This is a genomic window from Proteiniborus sp. (assembly GCF_040308045.1).
Classification (GTDB): Bacteria; Bacillota; Clostridia; order Tissierellales; family Proteiniboraceae; genus Proteiniborus.
This window is the reverse complement of sequence record NZ_JAWRHZ010000046.1, coordinates 42,792-66,247: the sequence shown is the minus strand read 5'-3', so window position 1 is coordinate 66,247 and position 23,456 is coordinate 42,792. Positions and strand designations below refer to the sequence as shown.

Sequence of the window (23,456 nt, the reverse complement as noted above, 5' to 3'; positions counted from 1 at the left end):
CTGTATTTAGATCTATTTAATACATTTATAATACCCTCTTCATTATTTAGTCTATTTATTAAATCATTTTTCAAAGAATGATTGGAAATTTTCACAATTAAATTAACTAGTTCTATTTGTTCATCTTCAGGTTCTAACTCAATGTTCAAAATATGTCCACCCAGATCTCCAACTATTTGACATATTTTCCCGAGCTGCCCTGGCTTATTGACTGCAGTGATTCCTAAATTCAGATAATTTCTTCTTACTTTTATACGTTTTTCAAACTTTGCAAAAGATAATAATATAAATAATACTAGCAAAACAGCGATTATTGCTCCTATATAAAAACCTACCCCAACTGCAATTCCTATACACGCTACTGCCCATAGGCTAGCTGCTGTAGTTAAGCCTCTAACTGTATCACCTTGTCTAATAATTGTGCCAGCTCCTAGAAACCCTATTCCACTAATGACTTGTGCCCCAAGCCTATCAGGTTGTAAGGCTGTTTGCTGTTTAAATATATCAAAAATATATATCGATGTAAGCATAACAAGAGTTGAACCAACGCATACTAAAATATGTGTTCTAAGACCTGCGGGTCTTTTTATACTTTCTCTTTCAATACCTATGATACCTGATAATAAAACTGAAAGTACGAGTCTAAATGCTACTTGCTTAACTGAGAGCATTCTATCACCTATCTTTATAAACTAACATTTTAACAATATCCCAGTACATTTTCATCCTTGAAGCAAAACCCTTTACTATTCCTAGCTTCTCTTCTTTCATTACATGAGTGAGATTTTCTAGCATTATTTCTTTAGATTTAATTCCATGACTCATAACATATTTTGTTAATGCAATCTCCACTCCATACCTTGTTATATCAATATTTGGAATATTCTCAAAAATATATCGCTTAATTGCTCTTTGTCCTGATAAGTATGGTGCTACCTTCTGAGCTAAATCTGTTGTAAGCCTTCCATTGCTAAATACACCTATTGTCATATCAACTTCATGATTGAGAACGGGTATTAGCAAATCAATAATATGCTGTTCTTTTAGTCCAATCAGATCTGCATCTAGAAATAAAATAATCTCTGAATAAGTAGCATTAACACCTCTGCTTAGTGCTCCACCTTTTCCAACATTATTCTCTAGTTCTAATATTTCTACTTCGTGTTTTAAAGCAATGTCTACTGTTTTATCAATTGAACCATCACTGACCACTATTATTTTATCTACCAAGTTAACTTTTTTTACAACTTTAATAACTTCACCAATGGTTTTTTCTTCATTATATGCAGGTATAACTACTGTGACAGAATACATTTATATCACCTAATTTTATCTAAAGTTTTTCTATTTCATTAACAAGTTCATCAAGCAATTTATCTTCTTCTACTTTTTTGATTATCTCGCCTTTTTTAAATAGGAGAGCACATCCTACACCACCAGCTACGCCTAAATCAGCCTCTCTAGCTTCTCCCGGTCCATTAACTGCGCACCCCATTATAGCAATTTTAATAGGCTTTTGTATATTACCAATTCTCTTTTCAACTTTATTAACAAGACTAATTAAATCAATTTGAGTTCTACCACAAGTCGGGCAAGAAATAATTTCTATCTTATCTCTAAGTAAACCTAAAGTCCTTAATATTTGCTTACCCACTTTTACCTCTTCAACTGGATCACCTGTTAGTGAAATCCTTATAGTATCACCTATTCCATTAAGTAGTAGTGAACCAATGCCTATAGAAGATTTAATGGTACCGTTCCAAGGAGTACCTGCTTCGGTTATTCCTAAATGAAGAGGATATTCAGTAATTTCAGCTACTTTTTTATATGCATTTACAGTTAATTGAACATCTGTAGCTTTTAAAGAAATTTTTATATTACGATAGTCTAAATCCTCTAGTATTTTTACATGTTCTAATGCACTATATACCATTGAATTCTCATTTACTCCATTATACTTCTCAAGTATCTCCTTTTTTATTGACCCAGAATTAACTCCAATTCTAATTGGAATTTGTCTTTCTTTACATGCAGAAACAACTTCCTTTACTTTGTCTTTAGAGCCAATATTCCCAGGGTTTATTCTTAGTCCATCTACCCCATTTTTTATTGATTCAATCGCAAGTCTATAATCGAAATGTATATCTGCAATAAGTGGGATACCGATTCTTTGTTTAATTTTCTTTATTGACTCGGCAGCCTCTCTGTCAGGAACAGCAACGCGCACTATATCACAGCCTTGTTTTTCAAGTTCTAATATTTGCCTAACAGTACTTTCTATATCCTTAGTATTTGTATTAGTCATTGATTGAACTGTTATAGGATGTTCTCCTCCTATGCCTACTTTTCCTATAAAAATTTCTCTTGTTTTCCTTCTCATTACTTCACCGCCTAAAAAATGTTAAACTTTATAATATCCTTATATGCAACTACTAACATTAATAATATTAAAAATACGAACCCTACAAAGTGAATAAAACCTTCTCTCTCTGGATTTATTGGCTTACCTCTAACTAATTCAAATAATAGAAAAACAAGTCTACTTCCATCTAATGCAGGTATTGGTAGTAGATTGAAAAATCCAAGATTTATACTGATAAATCCAGCAATATATAGAACATAAAGAAAACCAGACTTAGCAGCTTCTCCTACAAGATAAACTATACCTACAGGACCAGATATATCTCCACTACTAACATTACCTTTAAAAAGCATGCCAATAAATTGAAACATAAGTCCTAAAATCATTATCATGTTTTGAAATCCATTCTTAATTGATAACAATAAAGATCTTCTCATCTTAGGTGTTATTCCAATAACAATTCTATTCATATCTTTTTCTATTATTGGTTTAATAAAAAAGTTATGCTTTATTTCATTTCTTAAAACAGTTATTTGAATTTCTTTTCCATTTGAAGCATTGATAGCTTTTTTAATATCTTCCCAACTATCTACACTAAAATTATCAATCCTTGTAATAGTATCGCCATTTCTTATTCCCGCCTCATATGCAGGGAACTTCTCTGTAACTGTATCAATAGTTGTTGTAGGCACTCCCACTTTGTAAGAATAAACACTAAAAACAATAATAGCTAAAATAAAATTCATTATAGCTCCTGCTGCAATAACCGCCATCCTTGCTCCTATAGACTTTTTACTAAAGCTTCTTACATCATCTGAGTACTCATCTTCACCTTCCATTTTAACATATCCACCAATCGGTAAAAGTCTTAAGCTATAGTCAGTTTCACCTTTTTTTATTTTAAACAATTTTGGACCCATACCAATAGCAAATTCATGTACTTTTATTCCTGACATTTTTGCAACAATAAAATGACCAAACTCATGAAAAACTACAACTATAAAAAAAACAAAAATAGTTGCTAATGCTGTTTGCAATTATATAGCACCACCTTTAATTACACGTTATATTTTTTACAATTTCTCTTGCCCACTTATCACTTTCTAAAATATCATCTAGTGTTGGGGTTTTAATCATAATATGCTTATCCATAACTTTATAAATAATCTCTGGTATATCTAAAAAACCAATTTTATTATTCAGGAACATCTCCACAGCTACTTCATTCGCTGCATTTAAAACTGAAGGCATTGTTCCCCCAGTTTTTATAGCTTTATATGCTAGTTCCAGACATGGAAAAACCCTTGTATCTGGAAGCTCAAAAGTAAGCTCCTTTAGAGAAATTAAGTTTAGTTTCTTTATTTGATTATCTGTTCTTCTAGGATGAGTCAATGCATATTGAATTGGTATCCTCATATCAGGGACGCCCATATGAGAAATAATACTTCCATCTATATATTCTACCATTGAATGTATAATACTTTGAGGATGTACTATTACTTCTATTTTATCAATATCTACATTAAACAACCATTTAGCCTCAATTACTTCAAGTCCTTTATTCATCAGAGTAGCAGAATCTATGGTCAATTTTTTACCCATTGACCAATTAGGGTGCTTAAGGGCTTCTTCTATTTTGATATTTTTCAAATCATTAGTACTCTTACCTCTAAAAGGTCCTCCAGAAGCGGTTAGTATCAATTTGCTAATTTCATCTCTATTCCCACATCTCAAGCCTTGAAAGATGGCAGAATGTTCACTATCAACAGGTATTATATTTACTTTATTTTTTAAGGCTTCCTTCATAACAATTTCACCTGCAGTAACTAATGTTTCTTTATTTGCAAGTGCTATTTTTTTGCCTTCTTTTATAGCCTCTAAAGTGGGAAGCAAACCGATCATCCCTACTACAGAAGTAATTACTACATCAGCTGCTGCTATAGCTGCTGCTTCCATTAATCCTTGCATACCAAATACTACTTTTATATTATACCCTTTTAATTTGTCCTTTAAAATATTAGATTTTTTATAATCCATAACAGCAACAAGCTTAGGATTAAACTCTAGAGCTTGTCGTTCTAACAATTCAATGTTTCTGTTTGTAGTTAAAGCAACTACTTTATATTCTTGGCTATGTTTAATTACATCCAAAGCTTGTGTTCCTATAGAACCAGTAGAACCTAATATACTTATTCCCTTCACAAAATACCACCTCTTGCTCAAATAAATTTTGTAGTGTGAGTTCTATTTTGTCTTAATATCAAAGTTATGGTAATACAAAATAAACTATATAATAATATACTATAGGTCCAGTAAAAAGTATGCTATCAAATCTATCTAAAATACCTCCATGCCCAGGCATTATTTTTCCATAATCCTTAATATTGGCTAGTCTCTTAATTCTTGAAGCAGTAAGATCACCAACTTGTGCCATTATTGAACATATGATACTTAAAATAGAAATATTTATTATGTTGCCAAGTTTGAAATAGTAAGAAAATAATAAGGTTAGAACTAAAGAACCCAAAATTCCCCCTATAGAGCCTTCAATACTTTTGTTAGGACTTAAGCTTGGACATAGCTTCCTTTTACCAAATTTAACTCCAACAAAATAAGCAAAAGTATCAGTGCCCCAAGCAGTAATAAATACTATCCAAATATAAATACTACCACCTAGTAAGGCTATATGAGAAATTAAAAAAGGTATGTATAAAGCACCTAAAACAGTTATTGATATATCGTTAATTCTAACTTTCTTATTAAAGACTAAAATACATAATAAAACAACAGTATATATAAATATTAAAAGCATAAATAACTCTTTCCTATTTAAAACTATCAAAGTAAATAAGCCAATTGCAAATAAGTAATTGACAAAAAGGATGGTTTTGAGTCCGTTAATGTTTTTTATTGCTTTATCAAACTCATATAATCCAATAACAGAAATCAAAAAAACAGAAACATTTAGTAAATGTCCTCCAGTAAATACGACTATAAAAAGAAGCAACAGTCCAATTATTCCAGAAATAACCCTAGTCTTCATAATTATTCACCTAAATTCCCCCAAATCTACGTTTTCTACTCTGATATTCTATTATAGACTTATAAAACTCTTCCGTAGTAAACTCTGGCCAATATACATCAGTAAATACAAACTCTGTATAAGCAATTTGATAAAGTAAAAAATTACTCAATCGTTTTTCCCCACTTGGTCTAATCAACAAATCTGGATCGGGTTGACTTTTAGTGTAAAGATAATTTTTAAATAAATCTTCATCAATATTCTCTAGATTAATATTGCCATTTTGCACATCGGTTATTAACGATTTAATGCCATTAATAATTTCGTACCTTCCTCCATAATTTAATGCAATATTTAATTTCATTCTAGTATTGTATTTTGTCTTCTCTATTGCATTGTAAACTTCTTCTCTAGGAACAACAGGTAATTTGTCTAAATTTCCTAGAATGTTTATTTTAACATTATTTTTATGTATAGTATTTAATTCTTTCCGCAGATATTCAACTAAAAGTTTCATTAGTGTATCCACTTCGTCTTTAGGACGTCCCCAATTCTCAGTTGAAAAAGCATAGAGGGTTAAATACTCTATTCCCAAGTTTCCAGCTGCTTCAACGATTTCTTTTACTCTTTCTACTCCTTCTCTATGACCTGCAGTTCTAGGAAGTAGTCTTTTTTTTGCCCATCTTCCATTTCCATCCATTATTATTGCCACATGCTTAGGTAGCTTACTCATTTCAATTTTATTGAACAAAGTATTAATATTCTTTTTTATTTTATTCATATTCTATACCTCCACATACATGGGAACCACTAAAAACCCCTTCTTTACATAAGAAGGGGTTAAAAGTAGCTAATTACGACAGTAAAACTGCTTTCTGTTTCAGTGCATCTAAGTATTCTTGGCTCAGAAAGTATAGTCCCTTTATCTATTTTACTCGCTTTTGTTTCTATAATTTCAATTTTTTTATCACTCAATCCTTGTAATAACTCCAATCCCTCTTCTACTGGAAAACCTAGAATATCAAATTTATTCAACTACAACTATACCTCCAGTAATTCTTTTTCTTTTTGTCCTAAAAGATTATCAATTTCTTCTATATATTTATCAGTAATTTTTTGCATTTGCTCTTCTGCTTGTTTTTGTTCATCCTCAGTTATTTCTGATGATTTTTGCATTTTTTTAATTTGATCGTTAGCCTCTCTTCTCCCGTTTCTAATAGCAATCTTTGCATTTTCAGCTGCTTTCTTAACTACTTTTATTAAGTCTTTTCTTCTTTCTTCGGTCAGTTGTGGTATAACTAATCTAATTATTTTACCATCAACTGATGGATTTAATCCTAAATCAGATTTTAGTATTGATTTTTCAATCTGTGAAACAATACTAGCATCCCAAGGTTGTATAACAAGTAATCTTGGCTCAGGTGCAGAAATATTTGCTATTTGATTTAGCGGTGTTTGTGTTCCATAATAATCTATAGATATTCTGTCTAATAAAGTTGGATTTGCTCTCCCAGCTCTTACGCTATTTAAATCCTCTTTGAATGACTTAATAGTTTTTTTCATTCTTTCTTCAGTTTGCTTATGAACATCTAGATACATAATCATTCCTCCTTTACTTGTGTTCCAATTTGATCTCCACAAATAATTCTTACAATGTTGCTAGCATCATCTATGCCAAAGACTATCAAAGGTATTTTATTGTCCATACATAACGATGTAGCTGTAGAATCCATAATTCCTAATCCTAAATTTAATATGTCAATATATTTTAACTTGTCAAACTTTTTAGCATTTGTATTTAAGTAAGGATCAGAATCATAAACTCCGTCTACTCCTTTCTTAGCAAGCAATATTACTTCTGCTTCAATCTCTGCAGCTCTTAAGGCTGCAGTAGTATCAGTAGAGAAGTATGGATTACCCGAACCACCAGCAAAGATTACAACCCTGCCCTTTTCTAAATGCCTAATAGCTCTTCTTCTTATATAAGGTTCTGCGATTTGCCTCATTTCGATAGCAGTTTGTACTCTAGTGACAACGCCTATTTTTTCTAAGGCATCTTGTAAAGCAAGTGCATTTATCGTTGTGCCTAACATTCCCATATAGTCTGAAGTTGTTCTATCCATTCCTTCTGAACTTCTACCTCTCCAGAAGTTACCTCCTCCAACTACTATAGCTACTTGCACTTTCATCTCTTGCATTTTTTTTATTTCTTCTGCTATCTTAATAATAGTGTTTTCATCGATACCAAAACCTTTATCTCCTGCTAATGCTTCACCACTTAGTTTAAGAATAATTCTTTTATATTTGGGTTCTATCATGTAAACACTCCTAGCATACATATTCTACATTATAACTAAAAAACCTTCACACAAAATTAAATTTACTTTCACAAAATATGAAATCTTTATTTAAATGGAGAACACTATGTGTTCTCCATTTAATTAACCATTAATTTGCTTAGCAACTTCTTCAGCAAAATTTTCTTCTCTTTTTTCTAGGCCTTCTCCAACTTGATATCTAACAAATCTTCTTATCTTGATATTTTCACCAATTTTAGCTATTTTTTCAGATAAAAGATCTTTTACAATAACATCTGTATCCTTAATAAATGGCTGCTCTAATAAACATACTTCTTTAAAATATTTTTCGATTCTTCCAGCCACCATTTTTTCAGCAATATGTTCCGGTTTTCCTTCATTAATTGCTTGGTGTTTTAATATTTCTTTTTCTTTATCTATTTCATCTTGAGGAACTTCATCAACAGAAACATATTTAGGATTTGATGCAGCTACTTGCATTGCCATGTCTTTTACAAAAACTTTAAATTCTTCATTTTTTGCAACAAAATCTGTTTCCGTATTAACTTCTATTAAAACACCAATTCTGCCTCCGTGTATGTATGCTTCTACAATACCTTCAGATGCAATTCTTCCTGCTTTTTTTGCTGCTTTTGATAATCCTTTTTCTCTTAATAAATCAATTGCTTTTTCAATGTCACCGTTTGTTTCTTCTAAGGTTTTTTTACAATCAAGCATTCCTGCGCCTGTTCTTTCTCTTAGTTCTTTAACCAAACCTGCTGATATAGCCATTTTTAATGCCTCCTTTTTAAATTAAAAAAGTAAGAGCAGTAAGGGAAAAACTCCCCTATAACCCTTACCTTTTTGATTACTCTTCTATTTGCTCGCCTTGTTTTCCCTCTAAGACAGCATTAGCAATTGTCTCAGTGAGTAGCTTAACAGCTCTTATTGCATCATCATTTCCTGGGATAACAAAGTCTACCTCTTCTGGGTCACAGTTTGTATCGACGATACCTACTACAGGTATTCCAAGTATTCTAGCTTCTTTAACAGCTATTTTTTCCTTTCGAGGATCAACAACAAACAATGCATCTGGTGTCCTTTGCATATTTTTGATTCCACCAAGGAATTTTTCTAGTCTTTCTGCTTCATGTCTCAACTTGATTACTTCTTTTTTAGGAAGAACGTCAAAAGTTCCATCCTCTTCCATTTTTTCTAGTTGTTGAAGTCTTTCAATTCTCTTTCTTATTGTCTTATAATTCGTTAGCATTCCTCCAAGCCATCTTTGGCTTACAAAATGCATGCCACATCTTTTTGATTCGCTTTCAATAGATTCCTGAGCTTGTTTTTTTGTACCAACAAAAAGAATTTCTCCACCATTTGCAGCAACATCTTTAATAAATTCATATGCTTCTTCTACTTTTACAACAGTCTTTTGTAAATCGATAATGTAAATTCCATTTCTCTCAGTAAAAATATATTCTGCCATCTTTGGATTCCATCTTCTTGTTTGATGACCAAAGTGTACTCCTGCTTCTAAAAGACTTTTCATAGTAATAACTGACATGCGATTCACCTCCTCTTGTTTTTCCTCCACTCCCATCAATTCAATAAGGCACCATAGTGGCACAACCTTAAAGATCAAAGAGTGTGTGTAGTTTCACCTTATGTAGTATAACATACTACATATGATTTGGCAATAAGTTTTTTCTCCACATAATCATACTCTAATATAATCTTCATTTTTTCCATTTTTATACCGTCTTTTATTAATATATTTGGTGTTAATTACTCTTTTTATGTTGGAACTTCAAAATAATTTCGATTTCCCTAATACCTTTTCCAAGAATTTTTGCAATTTGTTCAGCCCTTAACCCTGAATTACTTAATTCAACTATTCTTTTAGAAATACTATTTTGAGAATCTTCACTAATTTCTTCTTTGAAATTTGTGACATAGCTGTCTTTAGAGTAGTTTACACAAATTTTATCTAAATTTAAATTTTCTGAATCTAATCCTTTTTTTTCATCATTAATTGCATCATCATTTTTATTGCTATAAGTATTGATGTTATCTAATATTTCTTCAAACTCACTTCCGTTATTAGTAAACAAAGAATTATCTTTACTATGATCATAAGCTAGTTTATATTCACCTATATTATTATTTTTACTTTTATTATTTAACAATATGGTAATAACCGATATTACTACTAAAAACAAGCCAAAAATAAGAATAATTGTATTCATTCTGCACCTCATTAAATCTTAATATCAATTTTGGAACCAATAATTCCATCTGATATAATTTCATTATTTTTGTTTTTTTCTTTTTTATTTTGTTCTTGTTTTTCATCATTTCTATGATTACTATTATTTTTATTGTCTTTATGCTTACTATTTATCTTGGCATCATAGGCTTTATCTGTTGTATTAACTTTCTTCAATTCATTTTCAAATTTCTTATTATGTAATATTGCTTGATTATGCATAAAATCTTTATGCTTATTATTTTCAATTTGCTGTACCTTTGAAACTTGTTGTGCTTTAGGAATAAGATTATTTAGATCAATTGGTCGCATTGTCTATCACCTCTAATTATAATTCATATGGACCAATCTTTATTTCATTATTTTCTCGATATACAGTACAATGCTTTATTTCATCTCTTACAAACATAACATTATTTCCTATGATAATTTTAACACCAGGATAGATAACGTTTTCAACCTTAATTTTTCCTTTTGACAATAATTCAATTTGTAATTCCATTGAGCTTAACTCTTTTCTTAGATTATCTAGTTTTTCTATAAGAATGTTTCTAGTCTGTATAGTTTTCTTAAACATATCTTCTTTTTCTCCAGTTAGCTCTCCATTTTTTGATAGTCTGTTAAAAAGAACAATGCTTTTATTCAATTTATCAATATTACTTTCCGTTTCTTCAACTTTGTTTTTAATTGATTCTTGACTAGTTCTCAGGTTGGGATCTAGTCCAACTTCTAATATAGTTGCAGTGGCCATAGTTGAGCCAATAGTCTTAGCAGCAATTTCAGTAGTAGCTTTACATATTCCTCCAACTATTAATCCTTTTTTCCCAGATACTTTTATACTTCCCTTACTTATCACTTCACTATGCATTATTGCCTCAGATATTACATCGTTTTCTGCGTCTATATAGCTATTTTCTATATATCGTGCAGCAATAGCCCTTTTTGAAATTATTCTACCTTTATTATATCCTTGAATTCCTCTTTTTAAAACAACATTGCCATGGCTCTTTATTTTAGCACCCTCAACAACCCCTTCTATTTCTACATTTCCAACTGCATCAACTTCAAATCCAGTTAAAACATTCCCCTTTATTCTAATAGCTCCATTAAATTTAATATTGCCTGTAGAATTATCAACATTCCCTTTCACTTCAAAAATATCATTTATTACAACTTTGCTATCCAATAGGATTACCTGTCCATCTTTTTCAGCAATTAGCATACTTCCATCTTCAGAAAGTCCTACATTTTTACCATACTTAAAAAACACTTCTTTACCATTTTTACAATCTATAGACTCTCCCTTTACTGTAATGCCTTTTCTTCCCTCTACAGGAGGAATTAGCTCTGCTAATATATCTCCTTCACTAACATTTTGGATTAGATCAAGGTTCCTAAAATCTGCACTTCCGTCCTCTAAAATGTGGGGAGTTGAATCAGTTTTCTTAGAGAAAAAATATTTAATATATCCATCTTTACCATCTATAGCAGGTTGTCCCTTTGCTATCAAAACTCTCTTATTATAAATCCTTTCATTTACTACCCTTTCAACTTGATTACTATCAAGTCCATATTTAATTACTTCCTTAATCTTTTCTAAAGCAAAATCTGATTCCAATTCTTTCCCACCATCTGGAGGAATCAAAATAATAAAGCCACTTAATCCATCCTCAGAAATATCTATAATCAATTCAGAATCAATTAATACCTCTTCTTGTTGCGGTGCAATTCTAAAACAAGTTTTTTCTTTTGAATGTAACGCTTCTTCTATTGCTTTAGTGTCAATATTGCTTATTTTCTTTTTTCTTATTTTATTAAGTACTTGCTTAATATTCGAATAAAAAATCTCTTCATTTTTTATAGTAAGATATACACCATCCTCTAAAAAGCTAATCTTAAAGAAATCATTTCTATCCATCTCATTAATAATTGTGTCTAAAGTTTCTTCAGCTTTTACCAACCTTTTGTTATCTTGAACATCTTCGTTAACAGCTTGCTTTAATGACATTTTTATCTTGTAAGCTTTTATTAATACTCCCATTAATGATTTACCTTTTTCTAAAACTTCAATCTCTACTTGATTTCTATCTTTGTTTAATGATTTAAGCCCCTGTTCAATTAGAGTATTAAGATCTTTTCCTTCTAAAATTATAAATTCTTGAGACATATTATCACATCCTAATAATTAATATTTGCCAACACCTTTAAGCGTCAATAAATTTTTAAGTGATAAAATTGCCTTGCTATGTATTTGTGATATTCTTGATTCAGAAACCTCTAAAATCTTAGCTATCTCTTTATACGTTAACTCTTCAAAATAATACAATGAAACTACCAACTTTTCTTTTTCACTAAGTTTTTCTATGGCTTCTTTTAATATATACTTTAGTTCCTTAATCTCAAACATTTCTTCCGGGCTTTCCTTATCATTTAATTTTAAATAAATATCTCCTTTTGTAACTAATACTTCCTCTAAAGATAGCACATTAATAGCTGAAACTTCTGAAAGTGTATTTTCTAACTCTTTTTCATCTATCTTTAGTTCGGCTGCAATTTCTTTTATATTAGCACTTCTTCCAAGTTTGTTTTCTATTACATATATTGCGCTTTCAATTTCTTTTGCCTTTTTTCTCAGACCTCTAGGAACCCAATCTATCTTTCTTAGACTATCAATAATTGACCCCCTAATTCTAATTTGAGCATATGTTTCAAATTTTAAGTCCCTACTAATATCAAATTTATCTATTGCATCTATGAGTCCAAATACACCAAACCCTATTAAGTCGTCATACTCAACATTTCCACCATAAAAATTATACATTCTTCCAGCTACTATTTTTACCAACTGAAGATATTGTTCAATTAAACTCTGCTTATAACCTATATCTTTAGTCTCTTTATAAAGTTTCCATAATTCATCCATTGTCAAATCACCACCTCCAAAAAGGTGTGTAAAAATTTAATTTTCAAATTGTTTTAACTCCATGTCCAATTGTTTTTACTAAAAGTACACCATCAAGACTATTTAGTTCTATAGTTCTACCATAATTTCCTCCAGTATCTTCAGCAATAATAGGCACATTTAGCTCTTGAAGTTTTTTTCTTGAAGCTATTACATTTCTTTCCCCTATTCTTAAAATATCATTGTTAGAATCAAAAGAAAACATTTGTGAACCACCAGCAAGCTTAGCAACTAAGCTTTTTTTGTTTGCTCCTAGCAAGACCATCTCTTCAATTAGTTCTAGAATTGCAGTATCAGCAAACTTAGCCTTGTTACTATTATTCTTAATTTCCAAACTAGATGGCAGCATAATATGTGCTAATCCAGCTACTTTACTAATTCTATCGTATAAAGCTATACCAACACAGGAGCCAAGGCCTAATGTAGTCAATATACCCATAGATTTCGTAGCTTTATAATCTGCCATTCCAACCTTTATCATTTCCATCATCCAATTACTCCTAAGCTACTTAATATTTTTTCAAAAGAACCTACCTCTGGTATCAGAAACAAATCTCCAGTAATTAATCTATCTCCTTCTTCAAATTGGGTTTCAATAAAAATAACATGGTCACCAATATGACCAAACTGAACAGCTGGCACGCTAAGAATTGCAGCAGCCATGTCCACGCAAATAGAAGGTATGGAAATCTTTAGATTTAATCCTGTTAAGATACTTAGGGAGTTAACATATGATGCTGATAGTATATTTCCCACTTCAGATAAGGCAGACATTCCCATTTCGTCTAGCTCGCTTTTTGTATCGTTGCTACCATAAAGCATGTTTACCAAATTTATTGCTGAGTCAATGCTTAACACAAACATAATATTTCCATCAATTTCATCTAGCATTTTGAAATATATACCCACTACAGGCGTTTCACTATCTCCTAAAATCTCTCCTACCTCTTTAAATTCCAGTATTTTTACCTGAGGAACTCTCATATCAATTTTCTTATCTATCATAGTCGCAAGAGCAGTTGCTGCATTTCCTGATCCGATATTACCTAACTCTTTTAGAACATCTAATAAGACCGAATTTACATTATTTACATCCATGCCTGTTCACTCCTAACCAACCTGTTCAATCTCCTTAAGCCCAATAATTTTCTCAATATCAATTAAAATAATAAGTTTTCCATCTTGTTTCCCAATTCCTTTAATGAAATCTTCAGTAATATTATCTTTTACCATTGGTGGACTATCGACTTCTTCAGAATTAATTTCGATTACCTCTGAAGAAGAATCTACCAAAAGACCTATCTGTAATTCATTAACGAAGACAATAATTATCCTAGAATTAGAGTCAATTTCTTTATGATTTAAGTCAAATCTTAATCTTAAATCTATTACTGGTACAACTTCACCTCTAAGATTAATAACACCTTTTACATACATAGGAGCATTAGGGACCCTTGTGAAATGCTGAATTCTTTCTATAGACTTTACGTTATTAATATCAATTCCATAATACTCATTATCAATTTTAAAAACTACATACTTTGTTCTCATTACTATACTGCTCATAATAAACCTCCTTTCACTAGAATAGAGAATTAACGTCTAATATTAAAGATATTTGTCCATTACCTAAAATAGTTGCACCTGCTAAATATGGTACACCTTGCAAGTATTTCCCTAAGGATTTTATTACAATTTCTTGTTGACCTATTAGCTTGTCCACTATTAATCCAGCTTCTTTTTCACCTTTTCTCACTACAACCATTATAATTTCTTCATTATCGTCAGAATCATTGATTCCAAGAACTCTATTAAGTCTTATTATTGGAAGTGTTTTATTCCTAAATAACACAACCTCTTGGTTCTGGACCTTTCTAATTTCTTTACTTTCTACAGGAGTTATCTCTCTAATAGAACTTAATGGTATTGCATATATTTCTTCTCTTATATTTATTAGAAGTGCTTGAATAATAGCAAGCGTTAAAGGTAACCTAATACTAAACTTACTACCTTTATTATGGCTAGTCTCTACTTCAACAATACCATTTATTGACTCAATTTTACTCTTTACTACATCTAACCCTACTCCTCTACCTGAAACATCGGAAACCGTATCAGCAGTACTAAATCCAGGACTGAACAATAAATCAATTGCTTCATCATAGGGCAATTCTTTTGCTTCAGATTGGGTTAATAATCCCTTATCCACTGCTTTTCTTTTGACTTTTTCTATGTCTATTCCAGCTCCATCGTCTTCGAGTTCAATAACTACATTATTTCCGTCAGGGTATGCCTTAAGTTTTATCACACCTGTTGCAGTTTTTCCTCTTTCTTTTCTAATTTCAGGGCTTTCAATTCCATGGTCTAAAGAATTTCTTATTAGATGAATAAGAGGGTCACCTATCTCATCAATTATTGTTCTATCAACCTCAGTTTCTTCACCTGACATTTCTAATTCTATTTCTTTACCAAGTTCCTTAGCTAGATCTCTTACCATTCTCGGAAATCTATTGAAGACCCTTTCAATAGGAACCATTCTAACTTTCATGACTGCATCATGAAGGCTCGTAGTTATTCTCTCCAAATATTCAATTGCTTCATTCATATTATCTCTTTCAACAGCGCCACCATCTTCAAGTCTAGTTTTAATGATAATAAGCTCACTAACTAAGTTCATCAAATTATCTAGTCTATCAATATCTACTCTAACAGTCTTTCCAATTATATTAGTAGTTCTTTTTTTCTCATGAATTACTGAACCATTACTAAGTGCAGTATTAGAATTATTATCTTCATCGTTTTTCTTGGTTTTATTATTATCAATATGTATTGGAATGTCCTCTGAAGTGTTAATACTTTCGACTAATACTTCTCTAATTTCAACATTTTCAATTTCAGAAATCATCAAAATATCATTTTTTATTTCTTCCATACTCTTATCTGTAATCAAGGTTAGAGAAAATTCTTGGTCAAATTTTTCGTCTTCAATGTCTTCAGTGGATGGAGAAGAATGAATTATATCTGCATAAGATTCTAGTGTGTTAAAAACAATAAATGCCCTTGCAGATTTGAGCAAACAACTTTTGCTTAATCTAATTATTAGGTTATAAACATTTAAACCTTTACTCTTGGCATTTTTAATGGTACTAAGAACATATTGATCAAAATCATTATTCATAGAATTAATATTTTCAACGGGATGATTGTTATTTGCAGCTACTTCTCTACCATTTAATTTGCTATTTAATTGTCTAATCAATTCAGTGCTATCTTGTTCACCTTCACTACCTGTATTTATTATATTGTTTAAATATCCTTCAAGCATGTCAAAGCAAGAAAATAGCAAATCCACTAACTCTGAGCACACATCCATTTTGCTGCTTCTTACTGCATCAAGTATATTTTCCATTTCGTGAGTTAAATTTGCAATTTTGCTAAACCCCATAGTGCCTGACATTCCCTTTAAAGTATGCGCGATTCTAAAAATTTCATTAATTAGATTTCTGTCATCAGGATTTTTTTCAAGGTCTAATAAGTGCTCGTTCATAAATTGTAGATGTTCTCTTGATTCTTCAATAAACATATCAAGATATTGATTCATATCCATATTTTACACCCCCAGTAAATCTATCAGTTCATTGCTTATTTCATTTAATGGTAATATTTTATTTACAGAACCATTATTTATTGCAGCTCTTGGCATGCCATATACTACACTACTATCTTCATCCTGTGCAATTGTATATCCTCCAGTGTTAAAAATATTCTTCATTCCATTTGCTCCATCAGAACCCATGCCGGTCATTATAACAGCTATTTTCTTTAATGACTTTACTTCTGCAACAGAATTCATCATTACGTCAACAGAGGGTCTATGTCCAGATACAGTAGGATTTTGGTCTAACTTAAGGAAAATTTCTTCATTATTCTCCAAAACTGTTAAATGATAATTACCCGGAGCGATATAACAATAGCCTTTTTTTAGTGTCTCCCCATCTTCAGCCTCTTTTACTCTAATATTTGAAATAGAATCTAATCTAGCAGCTAAAGACTTAGTAAACCCTTCCGGCATGTGTTGTACAACTAAAATACTACCATTAATATTTGCTGGAATTTCAGGAATTATTGACTGCAATGCTTTAGGTCCCCCTGTTGATGTTCCTATAGCAATTAGATATCCTGTTTCTTTGTTTACTTTATTTAAAGGAAAGCTTTTTTTGTTTGCAATTGTTTGCAAATATGGTACATAAGGCTTAATATTTCCCTTGACTACAGAAGCCATCTTAACTTTTTCAATTAAACTATTCTTTTCTTCGCTCTTATTTAAGCTAAAAACATTAGTTGGCTTAGTTATGAAATCAACAGCACCAATTTCTAAAGCCTTTAAGGTAGAATCTGCTCCTTCTACAGTTAAGCTGCTTAGCATAATTACTGGAATATTATACTTTTTTATTATTTCTCTTAATGTGGTAATTCCATCCATAATGGGCATTTCTATATCTAGCGTTATCACATCTGGATTAGCATTAACTAATTTTTCAAGTGCATCTTGTCCATTTCTAGCTGTCCACAAAACTTCTATATCTTTATCTTCTTCTAAAATATCAGATAATATTTTTCTCATAAATACAGAATCATCAACTACCATTACCTTAATTGTCATCTAAATCAATCCCTTTTTCCTAAGTTCTCTTTGTTGTTCAAAAATATATCTTATGATTGTATCTCTTTCTGAATTATCAATATTTAAAAATTTAACACCAATTTCATAGCTATAATCATTTCTATTAGATTCAGAGACTCTTACAGCTTCTCCTAGTATATTGATTTCTCTATTATCTATATTAAAAGTAAGCATAAATTGATCATTTTCTTGATGCTTATAGTTAGAGAAGATTTTTACTCCTCCGCCACTAATATCACTAGTTCTACAAATTTCTTCTAGAACTATATCTTCTTTTTTATCTTTTACTTTAAACTTTTTTTCAACTTTCAAAGATTGAGATAATCTAAAAAAATCACGTTCTTGAATTTTAACTATATCGTCAAGTCTCTCTATTTTTAATTTATAAATTCCTTTTTCACTTTTTCCAGTTACTAATGCTTTAAAAGAAAATTTACCTTTTCCTTCTTTAAAGTAGCTAATTCCTAGGATAGTATTTAGGTTAACATGTATAATAGTGCTTCTTCGTATTGGTCCACTTATTATATATTCTTTTTCATTTAATATATCCAGTATTTGACTACTATGCTTGTTGTTTTTAGCATTTATTCTAAATATTTCAATTTTGTCGCCAATTTTCAGTTGAAATGATTCTTTAGTCACTTATGTTTACCCCTCCCCTCAAAACATATTTGACAATTATTAAATAGAATTAAATTTTTGTATTTGAAAAAAAGCTTTTAAACTTACCTAAAAAACTAGAAAAGCTATTATTATTTCCACTCTCTTTGAAAGTTCCGACGATTTTAACTGCAATGTTATTAATATTTTTTGCAATAGAGGAATTGGGATAGAGAGTAATAAATGGCTGTTGGTTTTTTACAGCATCTACCACTAATTTGCTATTTAATATATACCCTAAATTTTCTATCTTTGTATTTAAAAACTTATTTGATGCAATATTCAATTTCTCAAATACACTAAGTGCTTCCTTTTGATCTTCAACTCTGTTAATTACTAATTGTAGTTTGTTATTACAACCTTTTATTCTTAATGCTTTAATAAGAGCATATACATCTGTTAATGAAGTTGGTTCTGGAGTTGTGATTAAAATTACTTCTTCTGCTGAAATTATAAAACTCATAACAATTTCTGAAATACCTGCTCCAGTATCTATTAATACAAAATCAAAAAACTTTTCTAATTCTATTAATTGTTCTTTTAAATACTCTAGTTTTTCGTGATTTAGTTGAAAAATATCATATAGACCAGATCCTCCTGCAATTATCTTAATATTATTTGGACCATCAGTCATAACATCCATTATTTTTTTATCTTTATTTAGAACACTGCTTATTGTTTCCTTGGGTAGTACACCCAATAAAACATCTATGTTTGCAAGACCTAAATCTGCATCAATTACCACAACACTATACCCAAGATCACTAAGAGAAATAGCAAGGTTAATCGTAAAATTCGTTTTTCCTACTCCGCCCTTCCCACTTGTTACGGCTATTATTCTTGTTTTGTCAGTTCTTTTTCTGAAACAATTTACTTCATGTTTTTTATCTGTTTTTTTTAATAGCTGTCTTAGTCTTTCTGCTTGATCATACATCTTTGGATTCTCCAATCAGTATTGCGCTTATTTTTTCTATATCAGGTACTTCTATGTCATCAGGTACATTTTGGCCATTAGTTATGTAAGATATTTTGTTGTTAAAATAGAACTTAGTATTTAGTATATTTCCTAAATTATTTGCCTCATCGACTTTGCTAAATATTAATTTCAAATCTTTAATAAAACTGTATCTTTTTATGATGTCTTTTATAGTTTCGAAATCAGTAGTAGCATTTACAACTAAATGAGTTTCTTTATTATTTACTGATTCAATTAATTCTTTTATTTCATTGATTTGATCCTGATTTTTATGATTTCTACCAGCAGTATCTACAAAAATAATATCTTTATCTCTGAAATTCGACATAGCCTTGTAAATATCCTTTATTTCATATATTACTTTAATAGGAATATTCATAATCTCAGCATACACCTTTAGCTGCTCAATAGCTGCTATTCTATATGTATCGGCTGTTATCATTCCTACTGAATAATTGCTATCCAAAGAAAACTTCGCAGCAACTTTAGCTAATGTTGTGGTTTTCCCGACACCAGTTGGTCCAACAAAAAATATTACTTTTTGTTTCCCATTATAAGCAATTGGAGATGCTTCATCCAAATAATCTTTTATGTTATACAAAACAATTTCTTGAACCTGAACATTATCTTTATTAGCAAGGTTTATCTGTTGACTAATATTACTGATTATTTTAAATGCAACATTCTCTTTCACTCCATTAAGAGTAAGATATTCTATATATTTAGACAACTCCTTTGGTAATTCATATTTTTCTAAATCTAAAGTATTAACTACAGATTCTACCATAGTTCTAATTGCTTTGATTTCATGTTCAATCCGATCATCTGTTTTTAAATTATTGTTTTCCTGTCTATTATTATATTTTAAATCATTATTTAAAACATAATTTAGTTGTTTTGAATCTTGTTTATGTTGTTTGCTTGTTTCTTCAAGTGCTACAACAACTTCTACTAGATTTTTCTTAAAAAATCCAAACAAGCCTGGTTGCCTAATATTTCTAGTATGCAATATAATAGCATCTGAACCCAATTCTTTTTTTACTTTGCTCATTACATCTTGAGTTGTATTACCTATAAACCTTTTTATTTTCACTATATAGTCACCATCCCAATAGATTGAACTTCGACAGAAGGATCTATTTCATTATAAGATAACACTACAAGATCTTTAGTTATCTGTTCAGTCAATCTCTTTAAATATATTCTTACGATAGGAGCTGTTAAAATAATAGGTTGCAAACCTACAGAAGTCATTTTTTCGATGTTTACTATAATTTTATTCAATATATTCTGTGCTTTGTTTGGTTCAATAGACAAATATGAACCAGTTTCAGTTTGATTAATTGATTCCATAATTAATTGCTCTAGTTCGCTATCTAAAGTTATTACCTTTAATTTATTTTTCTCAACATACTTCTTTGTAATATATCTAGATAAGCTTTGCCTTACATATTCTGTAAGCATTTCAGTATCTCTAGTAACTGCTGCGTAATCAGCTAAAGTTTCAAGTATTGTAACCATATCTCTAATAGAAATCTGCTCTTTCAATAAATTAATAAGTACTTTTTGTATTTCTCCTATTGATAAAAGTTTTGGAACTAATTCTTCCACCAAAGCACTATTTTCTTCTCTTACATTGTCTATCAACACCTTAACATCTTGTCTGTTTAAAAGCTCGCTAGCATTTCTTCTTATGATTTCTGTCAAATGTGTTGCTATAATTGATGGCGGGTCTACTACAGTATATCCTAATATCTCAGCTTTTTCTCTCTCTTGATCTGTTACCCATTTAGCAGGTAATCCAAAAGCAGGCTCTACAGTATCTATACCCACTATATCACCCTGAGCAGTACCTGGATCCATAGCTAAAAAATGATCAAATAATACTTCGCCTTTTGCTATTTCAACTCCTTTAATTTTAATTACATATTCATTAGGATTAAGTTGAATATTATCACGCAACCGTACAATTGGTACAATCATTCCTAGCTCTAAGGCTACTTGTCTTCTTATCATTACAATTCTATCTAATAAATCCCCACCCTGATTTATATCTGCTAAGGGTATTATTCCATATCCAAATTCAAGTTCGATATCCTCTACTTTTAATAGAGTCATAACATTTTCTGGTTTTCTTATCTCTTCAATTTCAGCTGATTGTGAAGTCTCTATTTCTTTACTTTCATTCTTTTTCTTATTAGAGTTCATAGTGTAGGCAACAAATATAAAAATAGCTCCTAGAATTAGATATGGTCCTAGAGGCAAGGGAGTTACTATTCCAAGAAACAGCAAGACACCGCCTACTATATACATTAAAGTTGGATTGTTTCCAAAAAGCTGAGTTAAAATATCTTGTCCTAAGTTTGATTCAGAAGCCGCTCTTGTAACTACAATACCAGTAGCGGTAGATATTAAAAGTGCAGGGATTTGACTTACCAATCCATCACCAACGGTTAAGAGTGTATATCTAACTAGAGCATCTCCTATTGTCATTTTTTTTACTACAACTCCAATAATTAAACCTCCAGTTATATTAATTAGAGTAATAATGATTCCAGCAATTGCATCTCCTTTTACAAATTTACTCGCACCATCCATTGCACCATAAAAATCTGCCTGTTGTTGTATTTCCTTTCTTCTGGTTTTAGCAACCTGTTCGGTAATAAGTCCTGAGTTTAAATCTGCATCAATTGCCATTTGTTTTCCTGGCATAGCATCAAGAGTAAATCTGGCAGCTACCTCTGCGACTCTTTCAGCACCTTTAGTTATAACAATAAAATTGATTACGACAATAATAAGAAATATAATAAGACCTACAAACACATTTCCCTGTATAACAAAATTACCAAATGCTTCAATAACATCTCCCGCTTGACCTTCACCAAGTATATATCTAGTAGTAGATATATTTAAAGACAACCTAAATAGTGTTGTAATCAATAACAAGGAAGGAAATATCGAAAACTGAAGTGCATCCTTTATATACATTGAAATCAATAAAATAAGCAAGGCAAGAGAAATATTAAGACTAAGCAAAACATCTAAAACTCCAATATGGACTGGAATTATAATAAGCATTATTATTGCTATTACTGCAATTGCTATAAAAACATCTCCACGTTTCATAAAATCCTCCTTCTAATATCTAAGGCTATAAACATAAGCAAGTACTTCAGCTACTGCTTGAAAAAGCTCTTCTGGTATGACTTGACCTATTTCTACCGTATTATATAAAGTCTGGGCAAGATGTCTGTTTTCAACAGTTGGTACTCCATGCTTTTTTGCTATGTCTTTTATGTTTTTCGCTATTAGATCAGCACCTTTAGCAACTACATAGGGTGCATCATACATTTCCTTATCATATTTTAGTGCAATTGCAAAATGAGTAGGGTTTGTAATGATAACATCAGCTTTGGGAACATCTTGCATCATTCTTCGCATTGCCATTTGTCTCTGTTTTTCTTTAATCTTTGATTTTATCTGAGGGTTACCTTCTGTTTGCTTGTATTCCTCTTTAATTTCTTGCTTCGACATTTTTAAGTTTTTCTCATGTTCCCACCATTGATATCCATAATCAAACACAGCTAAGACTAATAAGGCAATACCAGACCTCAACCCGATATTTACAACCATATTTCCAATATACTTTACTATGCTCTCTACATTTAAATCTATTAGTTTGAAAATATTGTATGTTTCTTTTATTGCATAAAAATAGATCAAATAACCTATAATAATAATTTTTAATATTGATTTAATCAGCTCAACTAATGCTCGTTTTGATATTATTCTCTTAAATCCTTCTATTGGATTTAGTCTACTAAGCTTAATCTCTAAAGTCTTTGTTGTAAACAAAAATCCAACTTGCAAATAGCTTGAGGCTATGCCTAGTATCAATACTATTGCAGTCAAAGGTCCAACAACAATGGCTACTATGCTAATTATTCGCATCATCATAATATTTATATCTTTAATATTAAAAATATCCAGATTAGACAAATAATCTTTATAAAAATTATTCGAAAAAGACAATAGATTGTTAAACATAAAGCCTCCGAAAATTTTTAGACATAAAAATGAGACTATAATAATAATAGCAGAGTTAATTTCTTTACTTTGAAGTACCTGACCTTTTTCTCTAGCCTCTCTTCTTCTCTTAGGAGTTGCTTTTTCTGTTTTTTCCTCTGAAAACAATTGTAAGTTAATTACATGCTTATAATTCAC

The 23,456-nt window shown here is 30.7% G+C and carries 26 protein-coding genes; all 26 read right to left on the bottom strand.

Annotated features, from left to right (window positions below; genetic code table 11):
* On the bottom strand, positions 1-671 hold a 671-nt coding region (locus ABV008_RS09800; RefSeq protein WP_352419641.1), incomplete at its 3' end, for an MgtC/SapB family protein.
* 4 nt (positions 672-675) lie between these two features.
* Positions 676-1,314, bottom strand: coding sequence for a glycosyltransferase family 2 protein (locus ABV008_RS09795; RefSeq protein WP_352419640.1), 639 nt, complete (start codon positions 1,312-1,314; stop codon positions 676-678).
* A 19-nt stretch (positions 1,315-1,333) separates the two neighbouring features.
* Positions 1,334-2,380 carry a flavodoxin-dependent (E)-4-hydroxy-3-methylbut-2-enyl-diphosphate synthase gene (ispG, locus tag ABV008_RS09790; protein WP_352419639.1) on the bottom strand — a complete coding sequence of 349 codons (1,047 nt, stop codon included), beginning with the start codon at positions 2,378-2,380 and terminating at the stop codon, positions 1,334-1,336.
* Between the two features lie 11 nt (positions 2,381-2,391).
* The gene (rseP, locus tag ABV008_RS09785) at positions 2,392-3,399 is read right to left on the bottom strand and encodes an RIP metalloprotease RseP (RefSeq protein WP_352419638.1); all 1,008 of its coding nucleotides are present in this window, start codon (positions 3,397-3,399) and stop codon (positions 2,392-2,394) included.
* A gap of 16 nt (positions 3,400-3,415) precedes the next feature.
* Entirely contained in the window at positions 3,416-4,564 is a 1,149-nt protein-coding gene (locus ABV008_RS09780) for a 1-deoxy-D-xylulose-5-phosphate reductoisomerase (RefSeq protein WP_352419637.1), read from the bottom strand.
* Between the two features lie 64 nt (positions 4,565-4,628).
* Positions 4,629-5,405: a phosphatidate cytidylyltransferase gene (locus ABV008_RS09775; RefSeq protein WP_352419636.1), complete on the bottom strand. Its 777-nt coding sequence runs from the start codon at positions 5,403-5,405 to the stop codon at positions 4,629-4,631.
* A gap of 10 nt (positions 5,406-5,415) precedes the next feature.
* A complete protein-coding gene (gene uppS, locus ABV008_RS09770; RefSeq protein ID WP_352419635.1) occupies positions 5,416-6,165 on the bottom strand; it encodes an undecaprenyl pyrophosphate synthase in 750 nt (249 codons plus the stop codon).
* 59 nt (positions 6,166-6,224) lie between these two features.
* Positions 6,225-6,419 carry a hypothetical protein gene (locus tag ABV008_RS09765; protein ID WP_352419634.1) on the bottom strand — a complete coding sequence of 65 codons (195 nt, stop codon included), beginning with the start codon at positions 6,417-6,419 and terminating at the stop codon, positions 6,225-6,227.
* A gap of 6 nt (positions 6,420-6,425) precedes the next feature.
* Positions 6,426-6,983, bottom strand: coding sequence for a ribosome recycling factor (gene frr, locus ABV008_RS09760; protein WP_352419633.1), 558 nt, complete (start codon positions 6,981-6,983; stop codon positions 6,426-6,428).
* Between the two features lie 2 nt (positions 6,984-6,985).
* Positions 6,986-7,702: a UMP kinase gene (gene pyrH, locus ABV008_RS09755; RefSeq protein ID WP_352419632.1), complete on the bottom strand. Its 717-nt coding sequence runs from the start codon at positions 7,700-7,702 to the stop codon at positions 6,986-6,988.
* Positions 7,703-7,825: 123 nt separating this feature from the next.
* A complete protein-coding gene (tsf, locus tag ABV008_RS09750) occupies positions 7,826-8,473 on the bottom strand; it encodes a translation elongation factor Ts (protein WP_352419631.1) in 648 nt (215 codons plus the stop codon).
* A 76-nt stretch (positions 8,474-8,549) separates the two neighbouring features.
* A complete protein-coding gene (gene rpsB, locus ABV008_RS09745; protein ID WP_352419630.1) occupies positions 8,550-9,248 on the bottom strand; it encodes a 30S ribosomal protein S2 in 699 nt (232 codons plus the stop codon).
* A gap of 217 nt (positions 9,249-9,465) precedes the next feature.
* Entirely contained in the window at positions 9,466-9,930 is a 465-nt protein-coding gene (locus ABV008_RS09740; RefSeq protein ID WP_352419629.1) for a DUF6115 domain-containing protein, read from the bottom strand.
* An 11-nt stretch (positions 9,931-9,941) separates the two neighbouring features.
* Positions 9,942-10,262, bottom strand: coding sequence for a hypothetical protein (locus ABV008_RS09735; protein ID WP_352419628.1), 321 nt, complete (start codon positions 10,260-10,262; stop codon positions 9,942-9,944).
* Between the two features lie 16 nt (positions 10,263-10,278).
* The gene (locus ABV008_RS09730) at positions 10,279-12,117 is read right to left on the bottom strand and encodes a FapA family protein (RefSeq protein ID WP_352419627.1); all 1,839 of its coding nucleotides are present in this window, start codon (positions 12,115-12,117) and stop codon (positions 10,279-10,281) included.
* Between the two features lie 18 nt (positions 12,118-12,135).
* Entirely contained in the window at positions 12,136-12,873 is a 738-nt protein-coding gene (locus ABV008_RS09725; protein ID WP_352419643.1) for a FliA/WhiG family RNA polymerase sigma factor, read from the bottom strand.
* A 43-nt stretch (positions 12,874-12,916) separates the two neighbouring features.
* Complete coding sequence (locus ABV008_RS09720) at positions 12,917-13,402, bottom strand: chemotaxis protein CheD (RefSeq protein ID WP_352419626.1); 486 nt, start codon at positions 13,400-13,402, stop codon at positions 12,917-12,919.
* A complete protein-coding gene (locus ABV008_RS09715; protein ID WP_352419625.1) occupies positions 13,399-14,010 on the bottom strand; it encodes a chemotaxis protein CheC in 612 nt (203 codons plus the stop codon). Before ABV008_RS09715 ends, ABV008_RS09720 begins: the two co-directional genes overlap by 4 nt.
* Positions 14,011-14,022: 12 nt before the next feature.
* The gene (locus ABV008_RS09710) at positions 14,023-14,478 is read right to left on the bottom strand and encodes a chemotaxis protein CheW (protein ID WP_352419624.1); all 456 of its coding nucleotides are present in this window, start codon (positions 14,476-14,478) and stop codon (positions 14,023-14,025) included.
* 16 nt (positions 14,479-14,494) lie between these two features.
* Positions 14,495-16,519, bottom strand: coding sequence for a chemotaxis protein CheW (locus ABV008_RS09705; RefSeq protein ID WP_352419623.1), 2,025 nt, complete (start codon positions 16,517-16,519; stop codon positions 14,495-14,497).
* 3 nt (positions 16,520-16,522) lie between these two features.
* Complete coding sequence (locus tag ABV008_RS09700) at positions 16,523-17,575, bottom strand: protein-glutamate methylesterase/protein-glutamine glutaminase (protein ID WP_352419622.1); 1,053 nt, start codon at positions 17,573-17,575, stop codon at positions 16,523-16,525.
* On the bottom strand, positions 17,576-18,238 hold the full coding sequence (locus ABV008_RS09695; RefSeq protein ID WP_352419621.1) for a flagellar brake protein: 663 nt from the start codon (positions 18,236-18,238) through the stop codon (positions 17,576-17,578). It lies immediately after the preceding gene.
* Between the two features lie 49 nt (positions 18,239-18,287).
* Positions 18,288-19,190, bottom strand: a complete 903-nt coding sequence (locus tag ABV008_RS09690; protein WP_352419620.1) for a MinD/ParA family protein — start codon at positions 19,188-19,190, stop codon at positions 18,288-18,290.
* Positions 19,183-20,325: a flagellar biosynthesis GTPase FlhF gene (gene flhF, locus ABV008_RS09685; RefSeq protein WP_352419619.1), complete on the bottom strand. Its 1,143-nt coding sequence runs from the start codon at positions 20,323-20,325 to the stop codon at positions 19,183-19,185. Before flhF ends, ABV008_RS09690 begins: the two co-directional genes overlap by 8 nt.
* Positions 20,325-22,358: a flagellar biosynthesis protein FlhA gene (gene flhA / locus ABV008_RS09680; RefSeq protein ID WP_352419618.1), complete on the bottom strand. Its 2,034-nt coding sequence runs from the start codon at positions 22,356-22,358 to the stop codon at positions 20,325-20,327. The genes flhF and flhA overlap by 1 nt, the downstream gene beginning before the upstream one ends.
* A 12-nt stretch (positions 22,359-22,370) precedes the next feature.
* Positions 22,371-23,456: a flagellar biosynthesis protein FlhB gene (flhB, locus tag ABV008_RS09675; RefSeq protein ID WP_352419617.1), complete on the bottom strand. Its 1,086-nt coding sequence runs from the start codon at positions 23,454-23,456 to the stop codon at positions 22,371-22,373.

Bases quoted from the DNA above. Each gene is read 5' to 3' on its own strand.
- ABV008_RS09795 (WP_352419640.1), bottom strand. From the start codon at position 1,314: ATGTATTCTGTCACAGTAGTTATACCTGCATATAATGAAGAAAAAACC.
- ispG (WP_352419639.1), bottom strand. From the start codon at position 2,380: ATGAGAAGGAAAACAAGAGAAATTTTTATAGGAAAAGTAGGCATAGGA.
- ABV008_RS09775 (WP_352419636.1), bottom strand. From the start codon at position 5,405: ATGAAGACTAGGGTTATTTCTGGAATAATTGGACTGTTGCTTCTTTTT.
- uppS (WP_352419635.1), bottom strand. From the start codon at position 6,165: ATGAATAAAATAAAAAAGAATATTAATACTTTGTTCAATAAAATTGAA.
- frr (WP_352419633.1), bottom strand. From the start codon at position 6,983: ATGTATCTAGATGTTCATAAGCAAACTGAAGAAAGAATGAAAAAAACT.
- pyrH (WP_352419632.1), bottom strand. From the start codon at position 7,702: ATGATAGAACCCAAATATAAAAGAATTATTCTTAAACTAAGTGGTGAA.
- tsf (WP_352419631.1), bottom strand. From the start codon at position 8,473: ATGGCTATATCAGCAGGTTTGGTTAAAGAACTAAGAGAAAGAACAGGC.
- rpsB (WP_352419630.1), bottom strand. From the start codon at position 9,248: ATGTCAGTTATTACTATGAAAAGTCTTTTAGAAGCAGGAGTACACTTT.
- ABV008_RS09740 (WP_352419629.1), bottom strand. From the start codon at position 9,930: ATGAATACAATTATTCTTATTTTTGGCTTGTTTTTAGTAGTAATATCG.
- ABV008_RS09735 (WP_352419628.1), bottom strand. From the start codon at position 10,262: ATGCGACCAATTGATCTAAATAATCTTATTCCTAAAGCACAACAAGTT.
- ABV008_RS09730 (WP_352419627.1), bottom strand. From the start codon at position 12,117: ATGTCTCAAGAATTTATAATTTTAGAAGGAAAAGATCTTAATACTCTA.
- ABV008_RS09725 (WP_352419643.1), bottom strand. From the start codon at position 12,873: ATGGATGAATTATGGAAACTTTATAAAGAGACTAAAGATATAGGTTAT.
- ABV008_RS09720 (WP_352419626.1), bottom strand. From the start codon at position 13,402: ATGATGGAAATGATAAAGGTTGGAATGGCAGATTATAAAGCTACGAAA.
- ABV008_RS09715 (WP_352419625.1), bottom strand. From the start codon at position 14,010: ATGGATGTAAATAATGTAAATTCGGTCTTATTAGATGTTCTAAAAGAG.
- ABV008_RS09710 (WP_352419624.1), bottom strand. From the start codon at position 14,478: ATGAGCAGTATAGTAATGAGAACAAAGTATGTAGTTTTTAAAATTGAT.
- ABV008_RS09705 (WP_352419623.1), bottom strand. From the start codon at position 16,519: ATGGATATGAATCAATATCTTGATATGTTTATTGAAGAATCAAGAGAA.
- ABV008_RS09700 (WP_352419622.1), bottom strand. From the start codon at position 17,575: ATGACAATTAAGGTAATGGTAGTTGATGATTCTGTATTTATGAGAAAA.
- ABV008_RS09690 (WP_352419620.1), bottom strand. From the start codon at position 19,190: ATGTATGATCAAGCAGAAAGACTAAGACAGCTATTAAAAAAAACAGAT.
- flhA (WP_352419618.1), bottom strand. From the start codon at position 22,358: ATGAAACGTGGAGATGTTTTTATAGCAATTGCAGTAATAGCAATAATA.